At 72.6% G+C, this 25,824-nt stretch carries 29 protein-coding genes; 9 read left to right on the top strand and 20 right to left on the bottom strand.

Going from position 1 to position 25,824, the window contains the following annotated elements; all coding sequences use genetic code 11:
• Position 1: 1 nt before the first annotated feature.
• The 3 genes from AB0J76_RS01150 to AB0J76_RS01140 are packed head-to-tail and all read right to left on the bottom strand — an operon-like array spanning position 2 to position 2,052.
• Positions 2–940 (bottom strand): ribose-phosphate diphosphokinase, encoded by a 939-nt coding sequence (locus AB0J76_RS01150; RefSeq protein WP_352327389.1) that lies wholly within the window; start codon positions 938–940, stop codon positions 2–4.
• Positions 941–958: 18 nt separating this feature from the next.
• Positions 959–1,417, bottom strand: coding sequence for a GNAT family N-acetyltransferase (locus AB0J76_RS01145; protein WP_352327390.1), 459 nt, complete (start codon positions 1,415–1,417; stop codon positions 959–961).
• Positions 1,414–2,052: an HAD family phosphatase gene (locus AB0J76_RS01140; RefSeq protein ID WP_352327391.1), complete on the bottom strand. Its 639-nt coding sequence runs from the start codon at positions 2,050–2,052 to the stop codon at positions 1,414–1,416. Before AB0J76_RS01140 ends, AB0J76_RS01145 begins: the two co-directional genes overlap by 4 nt.
• A gap of 147 nt (positions 2,053–2,199) precedes the next feature.
• On the opposite strand from AB0J76_RS01140, the gene AB0J76_RS01135 reads away from it, so the two are divergent.
• Positions 2,200–3,999 (top strand): alkyl sulfatase dimerization domain-containing protein, encoded by a 1,800-nt coding sequence (locus AB0J76_RS01135; RefSeq protein WP_352327392.1) that lies wholly within the window; start codon positions 2,200–2,202, stop codon positions 3,997–3,999.
• 207 nt (positions 4,000–4,206) lie between these two features.
• Here the strand turns inward: AB0J76_RS01135 and AB0J76_RS01130 are convergent, their stop codons facing one another.
• Complete coding sequence (locus tag AB0J76_RS01130) at positions 4,207–4,434, bottom strand: hypothetical protein (protein WP_352327393.1); 228 nt, start codon at positions 4,432–4,434, stop codon at positions 4,207–4,209.
• Between the two features lie 41 nt (positions 4,435–4,475).
• A complete protein-coding gene (locus tag AB0J76_RS01125; protein WP_352327394.1) occupies positions 4,476–5,363 on the bottom strand; it encodes a maleylpyruvate isomerase N-terminal domain-containing protein in 888 nt (295 codons plus the stop codon).
• Positions 5,364–5,528: 165 nt separating this feature from the next.
• Between AB0J76_RS01125 and AB0J76_RS01120 the strand changes: the two genes are divergently transcribed.
• Positions 5,529–6,287, top strand: a complete 759-nt coding sequence (locus tag AB0J76_RS01120) for an NAD(P)H-binding protein (RefSeq protein WP_352327395.1) — start codon at positions 5,529–5,531, stop codon at positions 6,285–6,287.
• Positions 6,288–6,292: 5 nt separating this feature from the next.
• On the opposite strand, the gene AB0J76_RS01115 is transcribed toward AB0J76_RS01120, so the two are convergent.
• The gene (locus AB0J76_RS01115) at positions 6,293–6,502 is read right to left on the bottom strand and encodes a hypothetical protein (RefSeq protein WP_352327396.1); all 210 of its coding nucleotides are present in this window, start codon (positions 6,500–6,502) and stop codon (positions 6,293–6,295) included.
• 86 nt (positions 6,503–6,588) lie between these two features.
• Between AB0J76_RS01115 and AB0J76_RS01110 the strand changes: the two genes are divergently transcribed.
• Complete coding sequence (locus AB0J76_RS01110; protein ID WP_352327397.1) at positions 6,589–7,635, top strand: hypothetical protein; 1,047 nt, start codon at positions 6,589–6,591, stop codon at positions 7,633–7,635.
• Positions 7,636–7,745: 110 nt separating this feature from the next.
• A complete protein-coding gene (locus tag AB0J76_RS01105) occupies positions 7,746–8,192 on the top strand; it encodes a diadenosine tetraphosphate hydrolase (protein WP_352327398.1) in 447 nt (148 codons plus the stop codon).
• A 113-nt stretch (positions 8,193–8,305) separates the two neighbouring features.
• Here AB0J76_RS01105 and AB0J76_RS01100 read toward each other — a convergent pair whose 3' ends face one another.
• The 3 genes from AB0J76_RS01100 to AB0J76_RS01090 form a co-directional block, all read right to left on the bottom strand.
• Positions 8,306–8,530 carry a hypothetical protein gene (locus AB0J76_RS01100; protein WP_352327399.1) on the bottom strand — a complete coding sequence of 75 codons (225 nt, stop codon included), beginning with the start codon at positions 8,528–8,530 and terminating at the stop codon, positions 8,306–8,308.
• 10 nt (positions 8,531–8,540) lie between these two features.
• Complete coding sequence (locus AB0J76_RS01095; protein ID WP_352327400.1) at positions 8,541–8,876, bottom strand: hypothetical protein; 336 nt, start codon at positions 8,874–8,876, stop codon at positions 8,541–8,543.
• A 163-nt stretch (positions 8,877–9,039) separates the two neighbouring features.
• On the bottom strand, positions 9,040–9,543 hold the full coding sequence (locus AB0J76_RS01090; protein WP_352323950.1) for a hypothetical protein: 504 nt from the start codon (positions 9,541–9,543) through the stop codon (positions 9,040–9,042).
• A 138-nt stretch (positions 9,544–9,681) separates the two neighbouring features.
• Between AB0J76_RS01090 and AB0J76_RS01085 the strand changes: the two genes are divergently transcribed.
• From AB0J76_RS01085 to AB0J76_RS01070, 4 genes are all read left to right on the top strand, one after another.
• Positions 9,682–10,356 (top strand): response regulator transcription factor, encoded by a 675-nt coding sequence (locus AB0J76_RS01085; RefSeq protein ID WP_352323949.1) that lies wholly within the window; start codon positions 9,682–9,684, stop codon positions 10,354–10,356.
• Entirely contained in the window at positions 10,353–11,735 is a 1,383-nt protein-coding gene (locus tag AB0J76_RS01080; RefSeq protein WP_352323948.1) for a HAMP domain-containing sensor histidine kinase, read from the top strand. Before AB0J76_RS01085 ends, AB0J76_RS01080 begins: the two co-directional genes overlap by 4 nt.
• On the top strand, positions 11,732–12,178 hold the full coding sequence (locus AB0J76_RS01075; protein WP_352323947.1) for a hypothetical protein: 447 nt from the start codon (positions 11,732–11,734) through the stop codon (positions 12,176–12,178). The genes AB0J76_RS01080 and AB0J76_RS01075 overlap by 4 nt, the downstream gene beginning before the upstream one ends.
• Positions 12,179–12,275: 97 nt before the next feature.
• Entirely contained in the window at positions 12,276–12,797 is a 522-nt protein-coding gene (locus tag AB0J76_RS01070) for an EF-hand domain-containing protein (RefSeq protein WP_352323946.1), read from the top strand.
• 9 nt (positions 12,798–12,806) lie between these two features.
• Here the strand turns inward: AB0J76_RS01070 and alc are convergent, their stop codons facing one another.
• The 11 genes from alc to AB0J76_RS01015 are packed head-to-tail and all read right to left on the bottom strand — an operon-like array spanning position 12,807 to position 25,031.
• Positions 12,807–13,976, bottom strand: a complete 1,170-nt coding sequence (alc, locus tag AB0J76_RS01065) for an allantoicase (RefSeq protein ID WP_352323945.1) — start codon at positions 13,974–13,976, stop codon at positions 12,807–12,809.
• A complete protein-coding gene (allB, locus tag AB0J76_RS01060) occupies positions 13,973–15,313 on the bottom strand; it encodes an allantoinase AllB (protein WP_352323943.1) in 1,341 nt (446 codons plus the stop codon). Before allB ends, alc begins: the two co-directional genes overlap by 4 nt.
• On the bottom strand, positions 15,313–16,095 hold the full coding sequence (locus tag AB0J76_RS01055; RefSeq protein ID WP_352323942.1) for an aspartate/glutamate racemase family protein: 783 nt from the start codon (positions 16,093–16,095) through the stop codon (positions 15,313–15,315). The genes allB and AB0J76_RS01055 overlap by 1 nt, the downstream gene beginning before the upstream one ends.
• Before the next feature lies 1 nt (position 16,096).
• Positions 16,097–17,374, bottom strand: coding sequence for an aldolase/citrate lyase family protein (locus tag AB0J76_RS01050; RefSeq protein ID WP_352323940.1), 1,278 nt, complete (start codon positions 17,372–17,374; stop codon positions 16,097–16,099).
• A complete protein-coding gene (locus AB0J76_RS01045; protein ID WP_352323939.1) occupies positions 17,371–18,825 on the bottom strand; it encodes an amidohydrolase family protein in 1,455 nt (484 codons plus the stop codon). Before AB0J76_RS01045 ends, AB0J76_RS01050 begins: the two co-directional genes overlap by 4 nt.
• Positions 18,822–19,607, bottom strand: coding sequence for an ATP-binding cassette domain-containing protein (locus AB0J76_RS01040; protein WP_352323938.1), 786 nt, complete (start codon positions 19,605–19,607; stop codon positions 18,822–18,824). The genes AB0J76_RS01045 and AB0J76_RS01040 overlap by 4 nt, the downstream gene beginning before the upstream one ends.
• Before the next feature lie 16 nt (positions 19,608–19,623).
• Positions 19,624–20,553, bottom strand: a complete 930-nt coding sequence (locus AB0J76_RS01035; protein WP_352323937.1) for an ABC transporter ATP-binding protein — start codon at positions 20,551–20,553, stop codon at positions 19,624–19,626.
• On the bottom strand, positions 20,550–21,350 hold the full coding sequence (locus AB0J76_RS01030; RefSeq protein WP_352323936.1) for an ABC transporter permease: 801 nt from the start codon (positions 21,348–21,350) through the stop codon (positions 20,550–20,552). The genes AB0J76_RS01035 and AB0J76_RS01030 overlap by 4 nt, the downstream gene beginning before the upstream one ends.
• Positions 21,347–22,279, bottom strand: a complete 933-nt coding sequence (locus AB0J76_RS01025) for an ABC transporter permease (protein WP_352323935.1) — start codon at positions 22,277–22,279, stop codon at positions 21,347–21,349. Before AB0J76_RS01025 ends, AB0J76_RS01030 begins: the two co-directional genes overlap by 4 nt.
• Positions 22,276–23,901: an ABC transporter substrate-binding protein gene (locus tag AB0J76_RS01020; RefSeq protein ID WP_352323934.1), complete on the bottom strand. Its 1,626-nt coding sequence runs from the start codon at positions 23,899–23,901 to the stop codon at positions 22,276–22,278. The genes AB0J76_RS01025 and AB0J76_RS01020 overlap by 4 nt, the downstream gene beginning before the upstream one ends.
• Positions 23,901–25,031 (bottom strand): amidohydrolase family protein, encoded by a 1,131-nt coding sequence (locus AB0J76_RS01015; protein ID WP_352323933.1) that lies wholly within the window; start codon positions 25,029–25,031, stop codon positions 23,901–23,903. Before AB0J76_RS01015 ends, AB0J76_RS01020 begins: the two co-directional genes overlap by 1 nt.
• A 76-nt stretch (positions 25,032–25,107) precedes the next feature.
• On the opposite strand from AB0J76_RS01015, the gene AB0J76_RS01010 reads away from it, so the two are divergent.
• Positions 25,108–25,776 (top strand): FadR/GntR family transcriptional regulator, encoded by a 669-nt coding sequence (locus AB0J76_RS01010; protein ID WP_352323932.1) that lies wholly within the window; start codon positions 25,108–25,110, stop codon positions 25,774–25,776.
• Positions 25,777–25,824: the final 48 nt, after the last annotated feature.

The raw sequence follows: 25,824 nt of genomic DNA, 5'->3' as shown, positions 1-25,824 counted from the left end.
GTCAGGACGTGCTGAACAGAGCGCTCACCGACTCGCCGTCGTGGATCCGGCGCATCGCCTCGGCCAGCGCCGGCGCGATCGACAACACGGTCAGCTTGTCACTCGGCTTGGGCGGCGGCACGGTGTTCGTGCAGACGATCTCCAGGACCTCGGGGAACGCGCTGAGCCGCTCGATCGCCCCGCCCGCGAACAGCCCGTGCGTGCACGCCACCCGGACGGAGTTGACGCCCTGCTCGCGCAGCCGGCCGAGCAGCTCGATGACCGTGCTGCCCTTGGCGATCTCGTCGTCCAGGATGATCACGTCCTTGCCGGCGACCTCGCCGATGACCGAGCTGATCACCACGCGGTCGTCGGCGAAGCGCTGCTTGGCGCCCATCGCGACGCCGGTGCCCAGCAGCCGGGCGAAGTGCGCGGCCTCCTTGGCGTTGCCCAGGTCGGGGGAGACGACGACGGTGTTCGACAGGTCGTGGCGGCGGAAGTGCGCGGCCAGCTCGCGCAGCGCGTGCAGGTGGTCGACCGGCACGCTGAAGAAGCCGTGCACCTGTGGCGAGTGCAGCGTCATGGCCAGCACCCGGTTCGCGCCCGCGGCCACCATCAGGTCGGCGACCAGGCGGGCGCCGATGGAGATGCGGGGCGCGTCCTTCTTGTCTGATCTGGCGTAGGCGTAATGAGGCAGGACCACGGTCGTCCTGGCCGCGGAGGCGCCGCGCGCCGCGTCGATCATGAGCAGCAGCTCGACCAGGTTCTCCTGCGTCGGCGGCACCAGGGGCTGGATGAGGAACACGTCGCGCTCGCGGCAGTTCGCCTGGAGCTGCACCTCAAGCGCGTCGTTGGCGAAGCGGGCGACCTTGACGGGGTGGAGCGGGGTGCCGAGATGGGAGCAGATCTCCTCAGCCAGCTCGGGGTGGGCGCTGCCAGAAAATACCGTGATGTCTCGCACGATTCCCAAAGGATAGCTTCACGGGCTCACGTAGTGGTGGAGCAGGGCGGGTTCGCCCGCGGCGTTGAGCCACCGCGCGCGGGTGCTGGCGACGCGGCGCCAGCCCAGCCGCTCGTAGAGCGCGACGGCCGCCCGGCCCTCGTCGGAGACCTCCAGCAGGACGGGCCTCCCGGCGGCCTGCCGCACGGTGTCCAGCAGGACGGCGGCCAGCCCGCGGCCCCGGGCGGCGGGCACCACGAAGAGCCGGGTGACCTGCGGGCCCTCGGCGGCGCCTGCCAGGCCGACGTGGCCGAGCACCCGGCCCTCCTCGACCGCCACCCACGCGCGCAGGAGGTCGCCAGGGGTCAGCCAGCCCTGGGGGTCGGCCGGCCAGTCGACGGGGTAGCGGTCGGCGGCGTGCACCAGGGCCAGGGCGTCGGCGCAGGCGTCCAGGTCGGACGGCGTCCGGAGGCGGACGCCTATGCCGTCGGTCGTCACGTCAGCGCCTCGACCGTGAGCGCGTCGAGGTCGGGCAGGACCTGCCAGGCCAGCGCCAGGGCGTCGTCGTCGGGCGGGTAGCCGGGGTGCGGCACGGCGATCACCCGCATGCCGGCCGCGTGCGCCGAACGCAGCCCGTTGCTGGAGTCCTCGACCGCCACGCAGTCCTTCGGGTAGATCTCCAGCCGCCGGGCCGCCTCCAGGTAGCCGTCGGGGGCGGGCTTGCCGCGCGCGACCTCCTCCGTGGAGACCGTGGTCACGAAGTACTCGCGCAGCTCGGCCGCGTCGAGCACCACGTCGATCAGCCGCCGCGGCGACGAACTGGCCAGGCCGAGGGTGAACCGCCCGGCCAGCCGGCGCACGGCCTCGCGGGCGCCCGGCAGCAGCGGCACGCCGTCCTGGTAGCGCTCGGCCATCTGGTCGATCACGCCGGCGGCGATCTCGTCGGGCGTCAGGCGCACCCCCAGCTCGTGCAGGTAGGCCGCCCACTCGCCGGTGCTCATGCCCATCAGCCTGGACTGCGTGTCGGGCTGCCAGGTGCCGCCGTGGTCGGCGACGAAGGCGCGCCGCACCTGCTCCCAGACGGGTTCGGAGTCGACGAGCACGCCGTCGAGGTCGAACACGCAGGCTTCCATGACCACCCCCGATAGATCAGTCTGGGACCACCCAATCACACCGTCCGCGCCGCTACGCCGCCGCTCCCTGTCCTTATTGCCCGAGTTTCATGCTATTGGGGCTGGTTATTGAGCTACGAGCGTCCATTCAGGGGCATGCGAGCAGACATGGCAGACCTTCCATTTCATGACACGGGCGACTTCGAGGACGCTGATCGCGGCTTCATCGCGAAGTTGACCCCCGCCGTGGTCACGTCGAGAAGCGGCGAGGTCGTCTGGGACAACGACTCCTACGCATTCCTCAACGCCGAATGCCCCGAGACCGCCCATCCCAGCCTGTGGCGGCAGAGCCAGCTCTGCGCCAAACAGGGCCTGTACGAGGTCGCCGACGGCATCTACCAGGTACGCGGCCTGGACCTGTCGAACATGACCCTGGTCGAGGGCGGCATCGGCGTCATCGTCATCGACCCGCTGGTCTCCACCGAGTGCGCCGCCGCCGCGCTCGCGCTCTACCGCCGCCACCGCGGCGACCGGCCGGTCACCGGCGTCGTCTACACCCACAGCCACGTCGACCACTTCGGCGGCGTACGCGGCGTCACCGACGGCAACGTGCCGATCCTGGCCCCCGCCGGCTTCATGGACCACGCGGTCTCCGAGAACGTCTACGCCGGCCCCGCCATGAACCGCCGCGCCGGCTACATGTTCGGCCTCGCCCTGCCGCACGCCCCGGACGGCCAGATCGGCTGCGGCCTCGGCATGACGTCCTCGACCGGCACCACGTCCCTCATCCCGCCCACCGTGGACGTCAGCCGCACCGGCCAGGAGGAGATCGTGGACGGGGTGCGGATCGTCTTCCAGCTCACCCCCGGCACCGAGGCCCCCGCCGAGATGAACTTCCTCTTCCCCGACCGCGGCGCCCTGTGCCTGGCCGAGAACGCCACCCACAACCTGCACAACATCCTCACGCTGCGCGGCGCCCAGGTGCGCGACGCCCGCGTCTGGGCCCGCTACCTGTCGGAGACCCTCACGCTGCTCGCCGAGCGGGCCGAGGTCGCCTTCGCCTCCCACCACTGGCCGACCTGGGGAAGGAGCAACATCGTCCGGTTCCTCCAGGAGCAGCGGGACCTGTACGCCTACCTGCACGACCAGACGCTGCGCCTGCTCAACAAGGGCCTGACCGGCGCCGAGATCGCCGAGCAGATGCGGGTGCCGCCCGCGCTGGAACAGGTCTGGCACACCCACGGCTACTACGGCTCGGTCAGCCACAACGTCAAGGCCGTCTACCAGCGCTACCTCGGCTGGTACGACGGCAACCCCGCCCACCTGTGGGAGCACCCGCCCAGGGAGAGCGCGATCCGGTACGTCGAGTGCATGGGCGGCGGCGCGGCCGTCGTGGCCTTCGCCCGCCGCTACATCGAGGAGAACGACCTGCGCTTCGCCGTCCAGCTGCTGAACCACGCCGTCTTCGCCGACGAGGGCAACAAGGCGGCCAGGGACCTGCTGGCCGAGGTCTACACCCGGCTCGGCCAGGGCGCGGAGAACGGGACGTGGCGCAACTCGTACCTGACCGGGGCCATGGAGCTGACCGACGGCATCGCGCCCACCCGCGTCACCACCACCTCGCCCGACCTGGTCGCGGCCCTGACCGTGGAGCAGATCTTCGACTCCCTCGCCATCCGCGTGGACGGCCCCAGGGCCTGGCACGAGAGCCTGTCGATCGACTGGCACCTGACGGACCTGGGGGAGCTGTACCGCACCACGCTGTCCAACGGCGTGCTCGTCCAGCGGCTGAACCCGCCGGAGGAGCCCGTGGACCTCACGCTCCGCCTCACCAGGGCGCAGCTGCTCGGCCTGCTGGCCGGGAAGGGCGTGGAGGGGGTGGAGCGGGAGGGCGACATCACGGCGCTCCAGCGGCTGGTCGCCGTGCTCGACTCACCGGCCCCCGACTTCGCCATCGTCACCCCCTGAACCGCCGACCCCACTTCCGCGGGCCACTGACTCCGCGGGCCACTGACTCCGCGGGCCACTGACTCCGCGGGCCACTGACCTCATGAGCCATTGACCCACGAGCTTCTGTCCCCGTGAGTCACTGAACCCGGCGCCCTCAGCCGGGCCCGGCGCGCGTCGGTCCCGCCCATGCGGCCCTCGGGGCACACGGGCGTCGCGGACCGGCTCTCAGAGTTTGTACAGCTTGTTGAACGGCGTCGTGATCCGTTCCTGCCGGGATCCGAAGTCGACCAGAACGGCGACGTCGTCCTCCACACCGATGACGACACCGAGGCCGAATCGGTCGTGGCTCACCCGGTCGTGCATGTCGAACTGCTCCGCGGGTGGCGCCGGAGGCGGCGGTTTGAAGGGACTTGTGGGCAGGTGACGACGAGAATCGCCGCTGGCTCGCTTCATCTCCTCCAGTATGCGCCCACTGGGTGAATACTTTGTGGCGTTCACACCTGTATGGACTCGGCGCGCGAGCGCGGGACCGTCGTCGTGGGCAGGCGTACGAACCGCAGAAAGGCCGGCAGCAGCCACGGACGCCGCCCCCAGACCGCCACCCTGCCCGTGAGCGCGGCCCGCGTCCTGGACATCCGGCCGAACAGCAACAGGTTCAGCGCCGCCGGGTCGAACCGCACGTGCGCGTCCACCTGCGGCCCCATCTCGGCCACCGACACCCGCCCGTGGTCCAGCACCAGCGCCGCCGGCGCGGTGTGCGCGGAGTGGAAACCGACGGTGATCCGGCGGGGCGGGGCGGGCGTCCCGGTGTCCATCAGGCGTCCGTAGTCGTTCCTGATCATCCCGATGAGGAACAGGTCGAAGAACAGGCCGGCGTCCCGCGCGGGCACCGACCAGGGGGTACGGGTCGCGCGGGCGATGTCCCAGCCGTGCAGCAGCAGCTCGTTCAGCAGGTGGGCCAGCACGCCCGCGACGGGCACCCGCGCGTCGCCCAGCCAGGGGACCGGGGTCGCCGGATCGACCTCGGCGCCGGCGCGCAGGATCTCCCGGACGTCGCCGCGCAGCCGCTCGGCCAGGACGGCCGGGTCACGCTCGGGGAAGTGCTCGAACGCCAGCTCGTTCAGGGCGCTCACCGTGTCGACGTTGGCCCCGAGTATCGGCTCGGCCAGCTCCGGGAACGGTGTGGTCACGTCGCCGCGCACCACGCAGGTGTAGAGCGAGGCGATCGCGGTGACGTGGGCCGCGGTCTCGGCGACGGTCCACTCCCTGGTCGCCATGGCGTGGGGATCGACGATGGAGACCAGCTTCGCGAACCGGTCGGTGGCCGCCTTGAGCGAGCCGCGCACCGACGCCCATTTGCCGTACGTGATGAGCTCGTCCATGTTCTCTCCAGAGGTCCACGATCACGCTAACCCGGGTGACCTGGGCGGTCTTCTCCGGAAATGCTCCTCTGGGCCCCTCGTGCGCCCGCCCCGGCGAAAACCGGTGGCGTCGCCGGACGTCCCGGCAGTTCACTTTGAGCACCCATCTCGATCAGAGGGAGCTTCATGATCGTCATCTCGGCGGCGTCGGGCGCGCTCGGCCGTCTCGTCATCGACCGGCTGCGCACCAGGGCGGACGTCGTCGCCGCCGTACGCGATCCCGCCCGCGCGCCCGAGGGCGTACCGGTGCGGCGGGGCGACTACGACGACCCGGCGAGCCTGCGCACGGCGTTCGAGGGCGCCGCCCGCCTGCTCCTGATCTCGTCGCCGGAGCTCGACCCCGGCCGCCGGATCGGCCACCACCTGGCCGCCCTCGCCGCCGCCGCGGACGTGGGCGTCGGCGCCGTCGTCTACACCAGCTTCCTGGACGCCGACACCGTCGCCACCGGCATGACCGAGGCCCACCACGCCACCGAGCAGGCCCTCCTGCGCAGCGGCCTGCCGTACACGATCCTGCGCCACCCCTTCTACAGCGACGCGTTCGTCCCCCGCGTCTCGGGCGGCGAGCTGACCGGGAGCGGTGGAGGGCGCGGCCTGAACACCGCGTTCCGGTCCGACCTGGCGCAGGCGGCGGCCGACGTACTGACCGGCGAGGGCCACGAGGGCCGCGCCTACGACTTCACCGGCCCGCTGTGGACCCACCCGGAGGTGGCGCGGGCGCTGGGCGTGCCCTACCGCGAGGTCCCCGACGCCGCCCCCGGCCCGATGGCCTGGCTGAACGCCCGGATCCGCGCCGGCGCCCTGGAGAGGCAGACCCCCGACCTGGAGAACATCCTCGGCCGCCCGCCCCGCACGATGCTCTCCCACCTCCACGCCACCCTCTGACCGCCCTACTTGCGGCCGTGCAGCATCACCAAGGTGATCCAGACGATGGTGGGCAGCAGAATCAGGAACACCATGATTCCGGCAACGACGGCCATGCCCGCGTCGGAGAGGTGCTGAGACGGCAGATCATCTTCCATCCGGCGATTGTCCCCGGCCCGCCAGGCGCTCGTGCGCAGGGGCCGTGTTGACAGCCGGCTGTTGAAAGTGTTGATCATCTTTAGTCCGGCGGGTAGCGTCGGCCCTCGACGGCGATCGTATGTTCGAAAAGCCGTAACCCCCCGAGCAGAGTGGAGAGGGCCAGATGAAGACAACGCTGGGCGTGTTGGCCACCGGCCTCCTGGTTTCCGGCCTCATGGCCGCGCCCGCCGCCGGATCGGTCGGCACGGCGAGCTACCCGTTGACGGTCACGCAGACGTCCGCTGTCGAGGTGGCCACGTTCTGGCTGGGCAACGGCGGCGCCAACCTGGCGAACGCCACCCCCTACGCCGTCCAGACCGACATCGACGAGGTCATCCTCAGCGGTTCGGCCACTGCCGACGGCAAGCCCGGCACCGTCCCGCCCGTGCTCCCGCCCGGCGGCGCCCCAAGCGCCGGCAAGGGGCCCGCCGGCACGGGCAAGGTGTTCTTCGTCGGCCCCGACGGCCTGCCGCACTGGTGCACCGGCACCGCCATGCAGTCGCAGTACCGCAACCTCGTGGCCACCGCCGGCCACTGCGCCTACGAACAGCAGTACGGCGGGGGTCTCGGCAAGTGGGTCTTCGTCCCCGGATACTCCGCCAGCACCGCTCCGTCCGGCCTCTACGTCGGAAAGCAGCTCTTCACCCACTTCGACTTCCCCGCGTACGGCGACTACGACCGCGACTACGCCTTCGTCACCGTCTACAACGGCGTCACCTCCTCTCCCGCGGGCGAGCTGACCGACGCAGGCAGGCTGGTCGACCAGGTCGGGGGACAGGGCCTGACCTGGAACCAGCCGCTCGACTCCTCGGTCGACGTCTTCGGCTTCCCGGCCGGCGTCCACCCGGACGGCTCCCACCCGCAGACGGGCGACACCCTGGAAACCTTCTCGGGACGCACGTCCGCCGCCCAGGCGCCCAGCCTGAAGGCCGAGGAACTCACCGCCGTCGATTCCCCGTTCCCCGGTGAAGGCTCCCTCGGCTCCTCCTGGCTGCTGCGCTACGACAAGACCAGCCGTGCGGGCTACCTCAACGCGATCACCATCAGCGTCGCCGACACCGACGGCGACCTGCGCTACGACAAGAGCTTCTCGCCCTACTTCGACGGCGAACTGCGCGCGGTCTACTCCGACGCGGTCACCCAGTGGAGCGGCTCGATCGTCCTGCCGTAGGAGAGGCCTGAGCCCCCGCGGATCCGCGGGGGCTCGTGTGTAGGGTCGGGATCATGAGTGGTGACTGGCGGCAGGACAGGGTCGGTAGTGCGTTGGCGGGGCGGAATCCCATGGTGCTCAGGCGGCTGGACGCCGGCTTCGCCGTGATCGGTGACACTCAGTTCCTGCCGGGATACTCGGTTCTCCTGGCGGACGAGCCCGGCGTGCAACGGCTGTCCGACCTGCCCCGGGCCAGGCGGATGGCCTTCCTGTCGGACATGGAGCTGCTCGGTGAGGCGGTCGAGCGGGCCTGCGGCGCGCTGGACCCGGCGTTCCGGCGGGTGAACCTGGAGATCCTCGGCAACACCGACCCCTTCCTGCACGCGCACGTCTGGCCGCGGTACGAGTGGGAACCGGCCGAGCTGGTCGGCCGGCCGGTGTGGCTGTATCCGCCCGGCAACTGGACCGACCCGCGATACGCCCTCGGCCCGCGACACGACCCGGTGCGTACGGAGATCGAGCGGGAGCTCGGCGTCCTGTACGCGGCCCACGGAGCCCAGGGCCGCGCCGGCGGCTGACGCGGTGCCCCGGACCGGACGGACCTACTCCGAAGCGTGGGAGAGGGCGGCGGTGAGGAGTTTCAGCAGGTCGGCGGCGAGGGCGGGGCTCGTCGCGATGGTCGCCCGGGAGGTCATGTCGTGGGGGCTGCCGTCGAGGTCGACCACCACGGCCCCGGCCTCGCAGGCGATGACGACGCCCGCCGTACGGCGTGCTCGACGGCGAAATCGACCTCGGTAGCCATGTCGCGGTCGCCCTTGGCGGTGACGACGCCGGGAGCCCGGGTGGTGATGATCTCGCCGGCGATCGACGCGGCCGCCTCGGCGACGGGCAGCAGCGTCCGGACGTCGATGGTCATGCGGGCCGTCCTAGGGCAGTTCGGGACGCGTCAGGGCCTTGGCGAACGGCTCTCCGGCGGCCCGGGCGTGCGCCATCCGCGCGCGGGCCTCGCCGAGCGTGCGCGGCCGGTAGCCGGGCCCGCCGCAGCAACTCTTGTGGAAGCCGACGCCCGCGTGCAGCAGCAGCGACAGCACCCGCCAGGCCGCGGTGTCGCGCCGCCGGGGAGCCGCGAAGGCGGAGCCCACGTGGATCAGCGGCTCGCCGCAGCGCGGGCACGACCGGCCCCGGTCGCCGGGCAGCGGGTAGGGCTGCTTGTACGAGGCCCGGCACGGCAGGCAGACGAACGACGTCTTCGCATGACCCATGCGCCCAGCCTAGCCCCCGTGACCGGCCGGACACCGGGCCCGGCCCGGTGGGGAACGGCCGGCCGCGGCTCCTGACGCCAGGAGCCGCGGCCGGCCCGAAGCCCCGCCAACCCTCCCCTCATCCAGCAGAGAGAAGGGCATGGCCTGGCGGGGTGCGGGGTGGCTAGTTCTCCTCGTAAGGGGCGGCCGGCCGGAGCAGGTCGCAGCCCTCGAAGACCTGCTTCTCGGCGGCCGAGCCGGGCTTGACCCGCTTGAACCCCGCCGGCATCTCCTCGCCCTTGGTGACGGGCTGCCAGACGCCGCCCTTGCGCAGACACTGCGCCCACGCGGCGAACTTGGCGTCCTCCTCCGGCGTGGCCGGCTCGGAGCCGCCGAGCAGCGTCGAGTCCCACTCCTTGCACGCCTTCATGGCGGCGTCGAGCTTGGCCTGGGTGACCTTGCTGACGGCGCTGGTGTCGAGGTCCTGGCCCTTGACCGGGTCCGGGATGTCGACCCCGTTCTCCCGCATGCATCCGGCGAACTTCACCGCGGTCTCGTGCCAGCTGGGCTTGCCGGAGTCGGGCGCGGGGCTGGACGAGCTGGCGAAGCTCTGCGTCCCGCACGCCGCGCTCAGGGCCAGGACGGGCAGGGCGGCCAGGACGGCGAGACGCCGCTTGCTGATCAACACGGTTTCCTCCAATGGGTTCGGCTGGCGGTCAACACCGTGGCCGGCCGTTGTGAGGAGCCCGTCCGCTCCATGTCATGAACGTGTAATAGCTTCCGAAGGCGCACAAACCGGCACGCCAGGCCGCCGATACTGGAACGCATGGCCCGTGTCTTGCTGATCGAGGACGATCCCCACGTCAGGGACGCTCTGACACTCGCCCTCAAGGGCCGGGACCACGAGGTGCGGTCGGCGGCGTCCGGGGAGGACGGGCTGGCACGGCTGGCCCGCTTCGCCCCCGACGTGGTGGTGCTCGACCTCATGCTGCCCGGCATCGACGGGTTCGAGGTGTGCCGTCGCATCCGCGCGACCACGTCCACCTCGATCGTGATGCTGAGCGCGCGGGGCGACGACTTCGACGTGGTCGGCGGGCTGGAGGCGGGCGCGGACGACTACGTGGTCAAGCCGGTGCGCCCGCAGGTCCTGGAGGCCCGGATCAGGGCGGTGCTGCGCCGTACGGACGGTGTGCCCTCGCCCGTGGAGAGGTACGGCGGGTTGTGCGTGGACCGCGCCTCCCTCACCGTGAGCAGGAACGGCCGGGAGGTCGCGCTGCCGCCGATGGAGTTGCGGCTGCTGCTGCACCTGTCGGCCACGCCGGGCCAGGTCTTCAGCAGGCAGCAGTTGCTGGAGTCGGTGTGGGAGCACGACTACCTGGGCGACTCGCGGCTGGTGGACGCCTGCGTGCAGCGGCTGCGGTCCAAGATCGAGGACGTGCCCGCCGAGCCGAGGTACGTGCAGACCGTGCGCGGATTCGGTTACCGCTTCGGGCCGGTATGAACTGGCTGCGGGGGTTGCGGGTCCGGCTGGTGATCACGTTCGTGCTGGTGGGCGGGCTGAGCGCGGTGGGGGCCGCGGGGCTGACGTACTACAAGGCGCGCACCAACCTGCTGGCCGGAGCGCAGGACCGGTCGCTGAAGGACTTCAGGAACCGGGTGCTGCTGCTGTCCCGCGACGTGGCGCTGCCCGCCGGCGACGAGGAACTGGCCCAGCTGGCCGAGGACCTGGAGATCGGCGACCGCAAGGTCTACGTCGTCAGGGACGGCGCCGTGCCGGGCGACGCGCGCGTCACCGCCGAGCTGCGCGCGACCGTCCTGCGGTGGCCGGAGCTGGCCTGGCAGCGGGTGGAGCGCGACGGCGTGCCGTACCTCGTGGCCGGCGGCAGGGTCATGCTCCGCGCCGGCGGCACGCCGTCGGGGATCAGCGTCTACCTCGTCGAGTCGCTCGGGCAGGCCGCCTCCGACGAGACGGCCGTGCTGCGCGCCGCGCAGGCGGCGGCCGTGCCCGTCGTGCTGCTGGCGGTGCTGGCCGGGCTGCTGGCCGCGCGCGGCGTCCTGCGGCCGGTCGCCGACCTGGACCGGGCGGCCCGGCAGCTGGGCGAGGGACGGCTGGAGACCCGCCTGCCCGTGCACGGCGGCGACGAGCTGGCCCGGCTGGCCGGACGCTTCAACGAGACGGCCGCCGCGCTGGAACGTTCGGTCGGCGAGCTGCGCGAGATGGAGGCCAGGTCACGGCAGTTCGTCGCGGACGTCTCCCACGAGCTGCGCACGCCGCTGGCCGCCGCCACCGCCGTCACCGACGTCCTGGAAGCGGGCGCCGCCCGGCTGGACGCCGACGCCGGAACCGCCGCCCGGCTGATCACCGCCGAGGTCGCCCGGCTCAGCACGCTCGTCGACGACCTGATGGAGATCTCCCGCTTCGACGCCGGAGCCGCCGCGCTCAACCTCAACGACGTGGACGTCGGCGCCGCCGTCGCGGCCTGCCTGCGGTCCCGCGGCTGGAGCTCCGACGTCGTCGCGGACCTGTCGTCCCCGGACGTCCGCGTTCCCCTCGACCCGCGCCGCCTGGACGTCATCGTCGCCAACCTCGTCGGCAACGCGCTGCGGCACGGCGCGCCGCCCGTCGCCGTCCGGGTGCGCGCCACCGGCCGGACGGTCGCCGTCGAGGTCTCCGACCAGGGGCCCGGCCTGCCCGCCGACGTGCTCCCGCACGTCTTCGAGCGCTTCTACAAGGCCGACGTCGCGCGCGCCCGCTCCGAAGGCAGCGGCCTCGGCCTGGCCATCGCCCGCGAGAACGCCCTGCTGCACGGCGGTGACCTCACCGTCGCCCCCGGTCCTGGCGCCGTCTTCACCCTCACCCTGCCGAGGAACCGTCCGTGAGAGCCTGGCCGCTGGCCCTGATCCTGACCGTCTGCACGGCCTGCGGAGTCGGCCCCACCGACGTGATCCGCGCCGGAGAGGCGCCCCGCGGCTTCGTCCAGGGCACCAGCCTGTACTTCGTGCGGCACGGCCGGCTCGTGCCCGTCACCCGCCCGGAGGGCCCGCTGCCGGCCGCCGAAGCCGTCGTGCTGCTGACCGGCGGCCCCACCTCGGGGGAACGCGAGCGCGGCTTCGACACCGGCCTGCCGAAGGGCCTGGCCGTCCGGGCGACCGGCGACGCGTTCGTCCTGGGGGCGCCGGCGTCCCGTCTGCCGCGGATGGCGACCGGGCAGCTCGTCTGCACGATCGCCGCCGCCACCGCCGTCGAGCGCGGCGTGCAGGTGGACGACGTACGGGTGACCGTGCCGGGCAAGGGGCAGGCCCGTTGCGCCGACTTCACCTGACCCCCACACTACGTAACGGATTAGTCACTCAAACGACTATGGTCACGATAAGTGATCACTCGACAGCATTGAGGCTTCCCGAGGAGTGGAGGCAGATGTGGCCAGTGAGTTCCAGCGGAAGAAGGTCGGCGGCGTCTTCCGGGCGATGGACGTCGACGGCGACGGCCGGCTGACCCAGGCCGACTTCCAGGCGCTCGCCCACCGCTGGTCGGCCGTCGCGGGGCCGGCCGACCCCGAGCGGCTGACCTCCGTCATGACCGGCTGGTGGCCGGTGCTCCGGGCCGCCTCCGGCGGCGACGCCGGCGTCTCCCTCGACCAGGTGCTCAGCGTGGTCGACGTGCTCGGCGACATGACCGACGCGGTCACCGGCACCGCCGACGCGATGTTCGAGGCCATCGACCTCAACGGCGACGGCCTCATCTCCCGCTCGGAGTACGGCGCGCTGATCGAGACGTGGAACGGCGCGCCGTCGTCGACCGACGAGATCTTCCCCCGCCTCGACCTGGACGGCGACGGCCACCTGTCGCGCGAGGAGTTCCGCCGCCACTGGACCGAGTTCTGGGCCGGCGACGACCCGGACGCCCCCGGCTCGTACGTGTTCGGCGCGCCGCCCGAATAGACCTCAAGGTCAGAGGGGCGGCCCCACCGGCAGGAGCAGCGCCGGAGGCAGCACGTCGCCGTCGGCGAACGGCCGGCGGCCGACGAGCTCCTCGGCGGTCCTGCCGGGCACGCCGGCCCCGCGCAGCACCTCGACGGCGTGCCCGGCCGGCAGCAGGTCGAGCCAGCGCAGCACGGCCGCCCGGTGGGCGTCGGCGTCCAGCTCGCCGTGCACCCGGAGCCGGGCCAGGCCGCCGTCGGGGAAGACGTCGAGGCGGACGTGCGTCACGGGCGCGGACGACACCGGGCGCAGGAAGTGCCGGGTGTCCGGCTGCAACCGGGTCTTCGGGATCAGCTCGAACCACTCCGCGCCCGCGCCCGGATGGCCCGCGTCCGGATGGCCTGCGTTCGGATCGCTCGCGTCGGTTCCGCTCAGCGAGGCCCAGCCGGCCGCGTTGCCGACGAAGTACGACGTGTCGATCTCCACCCGGCGCACCCGCCCGCGGCCCGCCAGCCTGACCGTCACGTGGTCGTTGCCGCCGTCGCGGCGGCGGGCGTTCTCCCAGCCGTCGCCCATGATCCGGGCCCGGCCGGGCAGCAGCAGCTGCACCGGGGAGGAGTAGAAGGTGTCGGAGCAGGCGACCACGTCCCCGCCGTGCTCCAGCGCGGCCAGGTCGATCGTGCCGTCCAGGAGGCGCGGGTCGGGCACCGGCTCGCCGTGCACCCGGAACCGGGCCACCCCGCCGTCGGGGTAGATGCTGAGGCGCACGTGCGTCCAGCGCCGCCGGTCCGCGACCTCGAACGCGTTCTCGGCGTCGCCCCGGATCGTGCTCTTCCCGACGATCGTCTCCCAGTTCGCCCGCTCCAGCTCGGCCGGTGACGGCACGCCCTCGACACTGGTCGCCTCCACCGAGGCGTACGGCGGGTAGTTGCCCCTGAACCAGGCGGTGTCGATCACCACCCCGCGCACCACGCCGGGGACGCCGAGCCGGACGATCGCGTAGTCGTTCCCCGGCTCGCGCCTGCGACGGGTCTCCCAGCCGTCGTACACCTTGCCCTTGTGGCCGAAGTCCTCCGTCGAGAACGTCGCGGGACCGGGTTTGATCAGGTTCTCCCGCTCGGCGAACAGCTCGTCGTTGGCGTACACGACGCTGCCGGCCAGCGCGCGCGAGGCCAGGTCCGGAAAATGGGTGAAGGTCATGCTGCTCCTCGGTTGAGCAGCCGGCCGCGCGGCGGGCCGTCGATGTCGACGCGTTCGCCGCGCAGCCAGCTCGCGCGGACCACGCCGGCCAGCGTGCGGCCGTGGTAGGGCGTCACGGGGTTGCGGTGGTGCAGCCGGTCCTGGTCGGCCACGAACGTCTCGTCGGGCGCGAACACGCACAGGTCGGCCTGGTGGCCCGGCGCGATCCGGCCCTTGCCGGACAACCCGGCCACCTGCGCGGGGCGTCCGGCCATCCAGCGCGCCACGTCGGTCAGCGGGTGGCCGCGGCGTCTGGCCTCGGTCCACACGGCGGGCAGGCCGAGCTGCAGCGACGCGATGCCGCCCCAGGCGAGGCCGAAGTCGCCGGTGTCGAGCCGCTTGAGCTCCGGCGTGCACGGCGAGTGGTCGGAGACCACGCAGTCGATCGTGCCGTCGGCGAGCCCCCGCCAGAGCGACTCCCGGTTGGCCGCCTCGCGGATCGGCGGGCAGCACTTGAACGGGGTGGCCCCTTCGGCGATCTCCTCGGCGCTGAACGTCAGGTAGTGCGGGCAGGTCTCCACAGTGATCCGCACGCCGTCGTCCCGGGCCGAGCGGATCATCGGCAGCGCGTCCGAGCTGGACAGGTGCAGAATGTGTACCCGGCAGCCGGTCCGCCGGGCCAGCTCGATGACGTGCGCGACCGCGAGGTTCTCCGCGCCGCGCGGGCGGGAGCGCAGGAAGTCGCGGTAGCTCGCGCCGCGTGCGGGCGGCGCGTGGTCGATCACGTGCGGGTCCTCGGCGTGCACGATCATCAACGCGTCGAACGCCCGCAGCTCGCGGAGCGCGTCCGCCAGCTCGGCCGGCTCCAGGGGAGGGAACTCCGGCACGCCCGAGTGCAGCAGGAAGCTCTTGAACCCGAACACGCCCGCGTCGTGCAGGCCGCGCAGCTCGCGCAGGTTGCCCGGCACCGCGCCGCCCCAGAAGCCGACGTCCACGTACGCCTGGCCGCGGGCGGTCGCCCGCTTCACCCGCAGCGCGGCCGCGTCGGTGGTGGGCGGGACGCTGTTCAGCGGCATGTCGACGATCGTCGTGACGCCGCCGGCCGCGGCCGCCCGGGTGGCGCTCGCGAACCCCTCCCACTCGGTCCGTCCGGGGTCGTTCACGTGCACGTGGCTGTCCACCAGGCCGGGCAGCAGCACCTCGTCGTCGCCGAGCCGGACGACCTCGGCGGCCGCCAGGTCGGCCTCCAGCGGCTCGACCGCGACGATCGTCCCGTCCCGCACGCCGATGCTGCGGGCTGCCTCTCCGGCGTCGGTGACCACTCGACGGGCCCTGAACAGCAGGTCCAGCCGGGCCATCAGGCGACACCTCCGTGGCCGCGCCGTCCCGCGCGGACCGGCCGGGCGACGGCCGCGGGGCCGCCGGTGATCGGCCATCCGGTCACGGTCTTGGGGCGCGGCGTCCCGTAGGTGCGCACCTTGCTCGTGGTGAGGCCGAGCCGGACGAGCCCTTCGGCGAGGGCGACCGCGGCGGCCACGCCGTCCACGACGGGCACCCCGGTGGCCGCGGTGATCTTCCGGTCGAGTCCCGCCATTCCACCGCATCCCAGGCAGATCACCTCGGCCCGGTCGCCGGTGACGGCCTCACGGGCCTGGGCGACGATCGCCTCGACGGCCCGGCCGGGATCCTCCTCCAGCTCCAGGACCGACAGCCCGCTGGCCCTGACCGACGCGCACCGGCCGGCCAGCCCGGCCAGCCGCAGCCGGTCCTCGATCTGCGGCACGGCCCGGTCCAGCGTGGTGACCACCGAGTACGTACGCCCGATCAGCATCGCGACCTGCGCGGCCGCCTCGGTGATGTCCACCACGGGGACGTCGAGCAGCTCCTGCAGCCCCTCGCGGCCGTGCTCGCCGTACCCCGCCTGGATCACCGCGTCGTACGGCTCGTCGTAGCGGACGACCCGGTCCATCACGGCGACCGCCGCCAGGTAGCTCTCGAAGTTCCCCTCCACCGACTCCGGCCCGAACGACGGGGTGAGCGCGACGATCTCGACACCCGGCGAGGCGTGCGCCGCCGCCTGGGCGCGGATCGTGTCGGTCATCGACCGGGTGGTGTTCACGTTCACGATCAGGATGCGCACGTCAGCCCCCCGTCCCGGCGCGCATGGCACGCAGCTCGGACGGCGTGACCCCGGCCAGGGCGCCCAGCTCGGCCGCGCCGATCGCGCCGCAGTCGAGGCCGCGGGCGAGGAACCCGGCCATCGCGCGGGCGGTCGCCGGCTCGTCCAGGAAGCCGGACGTCTCGCGCCGGAGATAGCCGCGCAGCCGTGCCGCGGCGGCCGGCAGCCCCTCCCTGAAGAAGGAGTGGACGGCGGCGTACCGGCTCGGCAGCTGGGCCGGATGCAGGTCCCAGCCCTGGTGGAGGCCGCCCTCCAGGGCGCGCAGGACCAAGCTTGCGTGCGACCGCCAGGCGGCGCGGACGGCGTCGCCATCGCCGACCGGCAGCACGTTGCTCGACCCGTCGCAGACGCGTACGCCGGTGCCGGCGGCGGCGACCTGCATCACCGCCTTGGCATGGTCGGCGACCGGATGGTCCGAGCTCTGGTACGCCGCCGACACCCCGAGCGCCGCCGAGTAGTCGTAGGTGCCGTAGTGCAGGCCCGTGCAGCGCCCGGCCGAGGCGCGGATCATCGACGGCAGCGGCGAGACGCCGTCCGCGCCCAGGATCGCCTGCGGCGTCTCCACCTGGAGCTCGAACTGCAGGCTCCCGCTCGCCAGCCCGTACGCCGCCTCCAGCCGTCCGGCGGCCAGCGCCATCGCCTCCACCTGCTCGACCGAGGTCACCTTCGGCAGCGTGACGACGAAGCCGGCGGGCGGCGGTCCGAGGGTCTCCAGGAAGATCGCCAGGGTGCGCAGGCCGCGCCGCCGGGTCGGCGCCTCGAAGCTCTTGAACCGGATCCCGCAGAACGGCGAGCCGGTGCCCGCGGCGCTGGCCTCGGCCAGGGCCCTCGCGGCGGTCCTGGCGGCGGCGTCCTCGTCGGCGTCCGGGCGGTGGCCGTAGCCGTCCTCGAAGTCGATCCTGAGGTCCTCGACCGGCTCGTGGGCCAGCTTGGCCCGGACCTGGTCGTACACCTCCGCCGCCGTCCGCGGCGGCAGGCCGAGCGCGTCGGCGAACTCCGTGGCGGTCCCGCCGTGCTCGGCCAGCGCCGCCAGCGCCCGCCGGCCCCACGCCGGTACGGTGTCCGGCGTGTAGCGGTCGGCCGGGACGTACACGGTGTGCACCGGCTGCCGGGTGGCCGGCTCCCCGGGGTAGGCCGTGCGCAGCCGCTCGTCCGCGGCGGCGAGCCGGACGTCGAGCTCGGCGGCGAGCCCGGAGACGAGCCCGGAGACGAGCCCGGAGACGAAGGCCGCGCCGCTCATGAGCCGTCCCCGACGACGCGGAAGGACGCCGGGAACAGCAGCGACGGGTCCCGGCGCAGGTGGTCGCGCTCGGAGTAGGCGGCCTTCATCGTCTCGAAGTAGGTCTGCGCGCGCCGCCGCATCGACTCCTCGTCCACGCCGGGGATCGTCCGGTCGCGCATCACCGGCCGGCCGTCGATCACCACGGTGGACACGTCGGCGCCCGTGCAGTTCATCAGCATCGTCCTGATCGGGTCGTCGACCGGGCCGGTGCGCGGGCCGGACAGGTCCACGACGACCAGGTCGGCCTTGGCGCCGGGGGCGAGCCTGCCCAGGTCGTCGCGGCCCAGCGCGCGGGCGCCGCCCAGGGTGGCGGCCCGGTAGTAGTCGGCGGCCGAGCCCGCGTCCAGCCGGCCGGTGACCAGTTTGGCCAGGTTGTTGCCGTAGTCCATGTTGCGGATCATGTCGGGCGGGAAGGAGTCGGTGCCCAGCGCCACGTTCACGCCGGCCGCCCGGTACCGGTCGAAGTCGCGCAGCGCGTCGCCGTACCTGACGAAGGTGAGGGGGCAGTGCACGATCCCCGCCAGCGCCGCGAGCCGGTCCGGTGAGCCCTCGAAGGGCGTGCCGGGGTCGCCGAGGTACAGGGCGTGCGGCACCAGCAGCCGCGGGCCGAGCAGGCCGACCTCGGCCAGCACGTCCAGGGGGTGCCGGTCGTACCACTCGCGCAGCAGCCGCAGCTCCGTCAGGCCCTGCATGCAGTGCAGACGCACCAGGCAGTCGAGCTCCTGCGCGGCCTGGGCGGTGGCGCGCAGCAGGTCGAGGGTGACGGTCTCGATGCGGCACGGCAGCAGCGCCCCCCGGATCCGGCCGTCGTGGGCGCCGTCGACGTCCCGGACGAAGCGGATCGCGTCGGCGAGCCCCCGCTCACCGAGTCCGGGCTCCCAGTGCACGTCCCGGCTGCCGTCGGCGCGCAGGACCGGCACGCCGGAGCGGTAGGACGGCCCCAGGTACATGCGCAGGCCGAGCCGCCCGGCGATCTCCACGACACCGGCCAGCTCCTCGTACGACTCCGCCCACGCGCTGTGCGTCTCGGCGGCGATCGGCATCGCCGTGGTGACGCCGTTGCGGATGAGCTGGGTGAGCGCGTACTCCCGCATGAAGAGCGTGTCCTCCAGCGGGAAGACGGCCCGGCGCCGGTTGACGGCGTAGTCGTGCGACCAGTTCAGCCCGCTGGAGTCGGCGTGCCAGGTGTCGAGGACGGCGTGGTCGATGTCGGCCAGCGCGTCCAGGTCGATGAAGCCCGGCCCGACGATCGCCTCACCGGCGTCGATCACCTCCTCGACCGGGCCTTCGTAGGAACGTCCGACGTGGACGATCCGGTCGCCGTCGTAGACGACGCACGCGTCCCGGTGGATGACGTGGTCGTCGCCGTCGAAGCCGATGACGAACGACGCCCTGATCAGCGTGCTCACTGTGTGTTCCTCCTGGTCGGCTTCCAGCCGGGCCTGGGCACGGCGGCCAGCAGGGCGCGGGTGTACTCCTCCTGCGGCTCCCGCAGCAGGGTGCGGGTGGCTCCGCGTTCCACGACGCGGCCGTGCCGCATCACGACGGCGGTGTCGCTGATCTGGTTGACCACGGCCAGGTCGTGGGAGATGAAGACGTAGCTGATCGAGCGCCGCTCGCGGATGTCGGCGAGCAGGTTGAGTATCTGTGCCTGGATCGACACGTCGAGCGCGGCCACCGCCTCGTCCAGCACCAGCACCCGCGGCTCCACCGCCAGGGCGCGGGCGATGGCCACGCGCTGGCGCTGCCCGCCGGACAGCTGCCTGGGCAGCATCGCCGCGTGCCGTTCGGCCAGGCCCACGGATTCGAGCAGGTCCAGCGCCCTCTTCCGCCGCTCGGCGGAGGTGAGCGGGAAGTGCAGGGCAAGGCTCGTCTCGACGACGTCGCCGACCCGCTGCAGCTTGTCCAGCGACGAATAGGGGTCCTGGAAGACGATCTGGATCTCCCGTGCCCGCCTGCGCCGCTCCGCCGCCGACACCCGGCCCGCCGCCCGCGGACGCCCGCAGACGCTGATCGTGCCGCTGGTGGGCGTCTCCAGGCCGAGCAGCATGCGGGCGACGGTCGTCTTCCCCGAACCGGACTCGCCCACGATGGCCAGCGACTCGCCCTCGGCCACGGTGAAGGAGACCTCGTCCACGGCTGTGGCCGGGCCGTACACCTTCCGTAGCCGCTGCGCCTCGATCACGCTCATGCCGTCTCCTCCGCTCTCATGCCGTCTCCTCCGCTCTCAGGCAGGCGACCCCGCGGACGGACGGCGGCCGGCTCTCCCGGCAGCGCGGCTCGGCCAGCTCGCAGCGTGGCGCGAACGCGCAGCCGTCCTCGGCCTCGAAGGCCGCCACGGGCCGTCCGGGGATCACCGGCAGCCGGTGCGCGGTCTGCTCAAGGCTCGGCCGCGACCTCATGAGGCCGCGCGTGTAGGGGTGGCGGGGCTCGCCGTCGAGGTCCTCCACGATGCGGCCCGCGTACATCACCGCCAGCCGGTCACACGTCGCGGCGGCCAGCTCCAGGTCGTGGGTGATCAGCAGCATGGCCATGCCGCGCTCGCGGCGCAGCTCGTCCAGGATGGCCATGACCTCGGACTGGGTGGTCACGTCGAGCGCGGTGGTCGGCTCGTCGGCCAGCACCAGGTCGGGCTCGACGGCCAGCACGGAGGCGATCATCACCCGTTGCAGCAGGCCGCCGGACAGCTCGTGCGGGTGCTGGCGCAGGCGCCGCTCGCCGTCGGCGATGCCGACCTCCTTGAGGAACTGGACGGCCCGCGCCGACGCCTGCCGCACCGGCATCCGCAGGTTGTGGACCATGGCCTCGGTGAGGAAGTCGCCGACGCTGCGGACGGGGTTGATGTGCGCCCGCGGATCCTGGAAGACCATCGCGATGCGCTTGGCCCGCAGCAGCCGCAGCGCCCGGCCCGAGGGCACGTCGGCGCCGTCGAAGACGATCCGGCCGGTCACGCGGGCGCCGGGCGGGGTCAGGCCGATGACCGCGCGGGCGGTCATCGACTTGCCCGAACCGGACTCGCCGACCAGCCCGACGGCCTCTCCTGCGCCGATGGTCAGGTCCACGTGCTCGACCAGCGTCCGCCAGCTTCGTTCGTACGGCACGGCCAGGCCGAAGGCCTCCAGCGTCAACAGGCTCACGACTGCCTCCCCAGGCGATCGCCCAACAGGTTCACCGCGGCCACCACCAGCGCGATCAGCAGCCCGGCGCTCAGCGCCTCCAGCGGCTGGCCGCGCAGGGCGCTGTCCAGGCCGCTCTTGACCATCAGCCCCCAGTCGGCGGTGGGCGGCTGCACGCCCAGCCCGAGGAAGGAGACGGCCGCGACGTCGATCACCGCGAAGCCGAGCGCCGACACCGACTGGGCGACGATGATCGGGCGCAGGTTCGGCAGCAGGTGGCGCAGGCAGATGGCGGTCGCCGACCGGCCCTGAACCCAGGCGGCGGCCACGTACGGCAGGCTGCGCTCACGCAGCGCCGCGCTGCGCACCACCCGGGCCACGTACGGCGTGTACGCGACCGCCAGGCCGATCACCACGCCGGGCACGCCGGGACCGAGCACGGCCACGGTGACCAGCGCGAAGACGATGCCCGGCACGGAGAACAGCACGTCCAGCAGGCGGGAGACGACCGCGTCCACCTTGCCGCCCGCCCAGGCGGCGACGATCGCCAGCGTGGTCCCGGCGGCGCTCGCGACGCAGATCACCAGCACCGGGGCGAGCAACGTGGTCCGCGCGCCGTGCATCAGCCGGGACAACACGTCCCTGCCCAGGACGTCCCCGCCCAGCGGATGCGCGACGGACGCGCCGCCCAGCGCGTTGAACAGGTCCGGCTGGTCGGGGTCGTAGGGCGCGAGCAGCGGCGCGAGCAGAGTGACCACCACGACGGCGGCCAGCAGGACGGCGGCGGCCACGCCCAGCCCGCCCAGGCGGCGGGTCACTGCCGCGACAGGCGCGGGTCGAGAGCGGAGTAGCACAGGTCCACCACCAGATTGATCAGGACGAAGGCGGTGACCAGCACGAGCACCACCGCCTGGACGATCGCGAAGTCGCGTTGCAGGATCGCGCGGACGAACAACGAGCCCAGACCGTCGAGGGCGAAGATGCTCTCCACCACGACCGAGCCGGCGATCAGCCCGGCGACGTTCAGGCCGACCACTGTCACCACCGGGATGGCCGCGTTGCGCAGCACGTGCCTGCGGACGATGTGCCCCTCGGCCAGGCCGCGGCTGCGGGCGGTCTCCACGTGCTCGCGGCCCAGCTCCTCCGACACCGAGGCCCGCGTGATGCGGGCGAGGAAGGCGGCGCTGGCCAGGCTGAGCGTGATCGCCGGCAGCGTGAGGTGGTGGATGCGGTCGCCGAACCCGTCGCCGGGCCCGAAGACCGGGAACCAGCCGAGTCCCAGCGCGAAGACGATGACCAGAATCACCCCGACCACGAACGGCGGCGTGGCCAGGAACACCGAGGAGACCAGGCTGACCAGCCCGTCGGTCCGGCCGCCGCGCAGCGCGGCCAGCAGGCCCATCGCCACGCCCCCGGCCACGATCAGCAGCGTCGCGTAGACCACCAGGAAGACGGTCGTCGTCGCCCGGGACGCCATCAGCGCGGAGACGTCCTGCCGGTAGACCAGGGAGGCGCCGAAGTCGCCCGTCACCGCGTCGCGCAGCCAGGCGGCGTAACGCAGCAGGAACGGGTCGTCCAGGTGGTACTGCGCGCGGATGGCCGCGACCTGCTCGGGGGTGCCGCTGCGGTTGCCGAGCAGGAACGCCATCGGCCCGCCGGGCACCAGGTAGAGCAGGCCGTACACCAGGAAGGAGGCGACCAGCAGGACCGCGATCAGCCCCGCCAGCCGCTTCGCCAGGAACCTCATGCCGCGCCGAGCCCCGCGGCCCACGGGTAGTACAGGTAGGGGAAGGAGGCGACGGCGCCGGTCACCCGCTTGTTCATGTAGAGGATCACCGGCAGGTTGTTCAGCGGCATCCACGGCACGTCGGTGGTGACCTTCTGCTGGATCGCCGTCACCAGCCCCGCCCGCTCCGTCTCGTCGTAGGCGGCCCGCGCCTTGGCGATGTCGGCGTTCACGGCCGCGTAGTCGTTGAAGTTGGTACGGCCGCCCGCCAGGAAGACGGTGTAGATGTCGAGCGGGTCCGGCACGTTGCCGTACCAGGTGGAGAAGAAGGCGTCGATGCCCTCGCGGGCCTTGGGGTCGCTGTAGAGGTTCCCGTACTGCTCGACGGGGATCACCTTGATCTCGATCTTCAGGCCGAGCGCCTCGCCGGTCGCCTTGATCAGGTTGGCGGTCTGCTCGTGGACGGCCGAGCTGCCCTGGATCCCGATGGTGATCGTCTGGGTGGGGGAGCCGGCCTCGGTGAGCAGCTGCTTGGCCTTGGCCAGGTCGGGCGTCTCCGGCGGGATCGCGTCGTGGGCCTTCTGGAAGGCGTCCCGCTGGTATCCCCAGTACTCGGCGCCGGCGAGGGTGCGCTGCGGCAGCGCCGTCCCCTGGAAGACCACCTTGGAGATGGCCGCCCGGTCCAGCGCCAGCGACAGCGCCCGGCGGACCTTCGGGTCGGCGTACGGGCCGGACTTGGCGGCGCCGAGCAGCGTCCAGAAGGTCAGCGACTTGCCGAGCGTGACCGAGCCGGTCGGCGACTGCTGGAGCTGGCCGAGCCCGGCCGGAGGCAGGTAGAAGTACTGCCCGTCCACCTCGCCGGAGCGCAGCGCGTTGATGGCGGTGGTCTCGTCGGCGATGAACCGGAAGACCAGCTCCTTGGTCTTCGGCCGCAGCGCGGTGTCCCAGTAGGCGTCGTTGCGGGTGATCGTCAGCGCGTCGCCGGACTTCCAGCTCCCGTACTTGTACGGGCCGGTGCACATCACCCTGCCGGTCGGCGAGCCCAGGTCCTTCTTCCCGGCGTACTCGGCCGACACGATCGCGCCGGCCGCGGTGGCCATCGCCTGGTTGAACAGCACGTCGGGCTGCTTCAGCGTGACGGTGACCTGCATCGGCCCGGTCGCCTTGATCGACTGCACGGTGTGGAAGTAGTCGCCCCACCAGGTGCCGAGCGCGGGGTCGAGGTGGCGGTTGAGGCTGGCCGCGACGTCCTCGGCGGTCAGCGGCGTGCCGTCCCAGAACTTCACGCCGTCGCGGATCGTGTAGACCCACGTGGTCGGGGTGGGGTTGTCGGCCTTCTCGGCCAGGCCGGGCTCGATGCCGAACTCGGGGGTCAGCCGCAGCAGGCTCTCGCACATGTTGGCCAGCACGGTGTTCTCGGCGTAGTTGAACGACCTGATCGGGTCGACCGTCTGCGGCTCGTACGGCAGGTTCCACGTCACCTTGTCCAGTTCCCCGGTGGCCGGGGCGGTGACGGTCCTGAGCTCCAGCTTGGGCGCCTCGCCCGAGCCCTGCTGCTGTTGTTGCGGTGCTGCGGCCTGCTGGCCGCATCCGGCCAGGGCCACCGCGAGTGCGGCGGCCACCGGTAGGGCTCGACGGATCATCAGGAGGACCTTTCGCGAACGCGTCCGTTGCGGACGACGAACTGGGGGATGGGCTTGTCCACGACCGCCTGGGCCATGGAGTCGGCGCGTACCAGGAGGAAGTCGGCGGGATCTCCGGGCCGGAGCCGGGCCTGCTCCAGGCCCAGCAGCGCGGCGCCCCCGTGCGCCGCGATCTCGTAGCACCTGGCCAGCTCCTCGTCGGTGCGGGCGTCGGTGCGGTAGGCGAGCAGGTGGGCGCGGTTGATCATGTCGCCGTCGCCGAACGGCGTCCACGGATCCCGCACCCCGTCGGATCCGAGGCCGACCAGCACCCCTGCCTCGACCAGCGGCCCGACCGGCAGGACCGGGTCGGCGCCGAGCGCGCAGGTGGTCAGCGAGATCTTCGCCTCGGCCAGCGTCTCGGCGAGGTCCGGGCGGTCGGCCAGGCAGAAGGCGTGGCTGATCGTCGTCGGCACACCGCTGGACCTCGCCCTGCGGGCGATCTCCAGCACCTGCGCGACCCCCTCGTCGCCGCCGTCGTGCAGGTGGATGTCGAGCGGGACGGTGTGCCGCTCGGCCAGGCCGTACAGCAGGTCGAGGTGTCCGTGCAGGTCGCCGTCGATGCCCACGGGGTCGAGCCCGCCGAGGATGTCCGCGCCCTCCTTGAGCGACTGCTCCATCAGCTCCGCCGTGCCCGGCCGGGACAGCAGCCCGAGCTGCGGGAAGGCGACGATCTGCACGTCCAGCAGGTCGGCGCGGGCCTCAGCGGCCTCCCGTACGCCGTGCACGTTGCTCAGGCCGTACACCGGGGCGACGTCCACGTGCGCCCGCCAGGCCCGGGTGCCGCGGGCGATCGCGTGGTCCATGAGGGCCAGGGCCCGCGTGGCGACCGGCGCGGTCATCTCCGCGCGCGCCGCGACGTCGCCCTCGATGAGGTCGCGCAGCGTCCCGGCCGGGGTGCGGCTCAGCCACGGCTGGCCCCAGGTGGTCTTGTCGGGGTGGACGTGCGCGTCCACCGGGGCGGGCAGGGCGAGCAGGCCGTCCGCCGCCACGACCTGGCAGTCTTCCGCCCGGCGTGCCGACGGGACGACGCGACCGTCTTCGATCAGGACATCGTGGGGGCGTACATCGGTGAACAGAATCTGAGCCATACCGGCTGATCCCCTTAACCCGAGGGCGACAGTGGCATAGAATTATCAGACATCAGATGATTAGAGAAGAGGACAAATGCGGCACGTGGGCCGGACCTCCCTCGTCGACTCCGCCATCCGCGAGCTCCGCCAGGAGATCACCAGCGGCGTCTGGCCGGTCGGGGCCAAGATCCCTACGGAGAGCCGGCTGGCCGAGGCGCTGGGCGTCAGCAGGTTGTCGGTACGCGAGGCCGTACGCGTGCTCGTCCACGCCGGGCTGCTCACCACGCGTCAGGGCGACGGCACCTACGTCACCGCGACCGACGAGAGCGAAGTGGCGTTCAAGCGCCGCCTCGACCGCGCCGCCACCATGGACATCATCGACGTACGACGCGGCCTGGATCTCGTGGCGGCCCGCCTGGCCGCCGAACGCCGCAAGCCGGCCGACCTCGACGACCTGAGGACGGCCCTGGCCCGGCGCACCGCCGCCCACCAGGCCGCCGACCTCGACGCGTTCGCCGACGCCGACGTGGAGTTCCACCTGTCCATCGCCGCCGCCTCGCACAACCCCGTGCTGCTGGACCTGTACCGCGGCATGAGCGAGGCGGTGCGCGAGACGGTCCGCCGCGACCACTGCATGGAACGCGCCGTGCTCGGCTCCGACTCCACCCACGAGGACCTGTACGAGGCCATCGAGTCCGGCGACGCGGCCGGCGCGGCCACGATCGCGCTCACCATCCTCAACGACCAGGAACGCGACCTCTGACGCCCTCCATGCTGCCCGTCCGCCGGAGGCCGAGTCGTGAGCTATGGC

This window comes from Nonomuraea sp. NPDC049624 (assembly GCF_040675255.1).
In the GTDB taxonomy this organism is placed as follows: Bacteria; Actinomycetota; Actinomycetes; order Streptosporangiales; family Streptosporangiaceae; genus Nonomuraea.
This window is presented reverse-complemented; position numbering and strand designations above follow the sequence as displayed.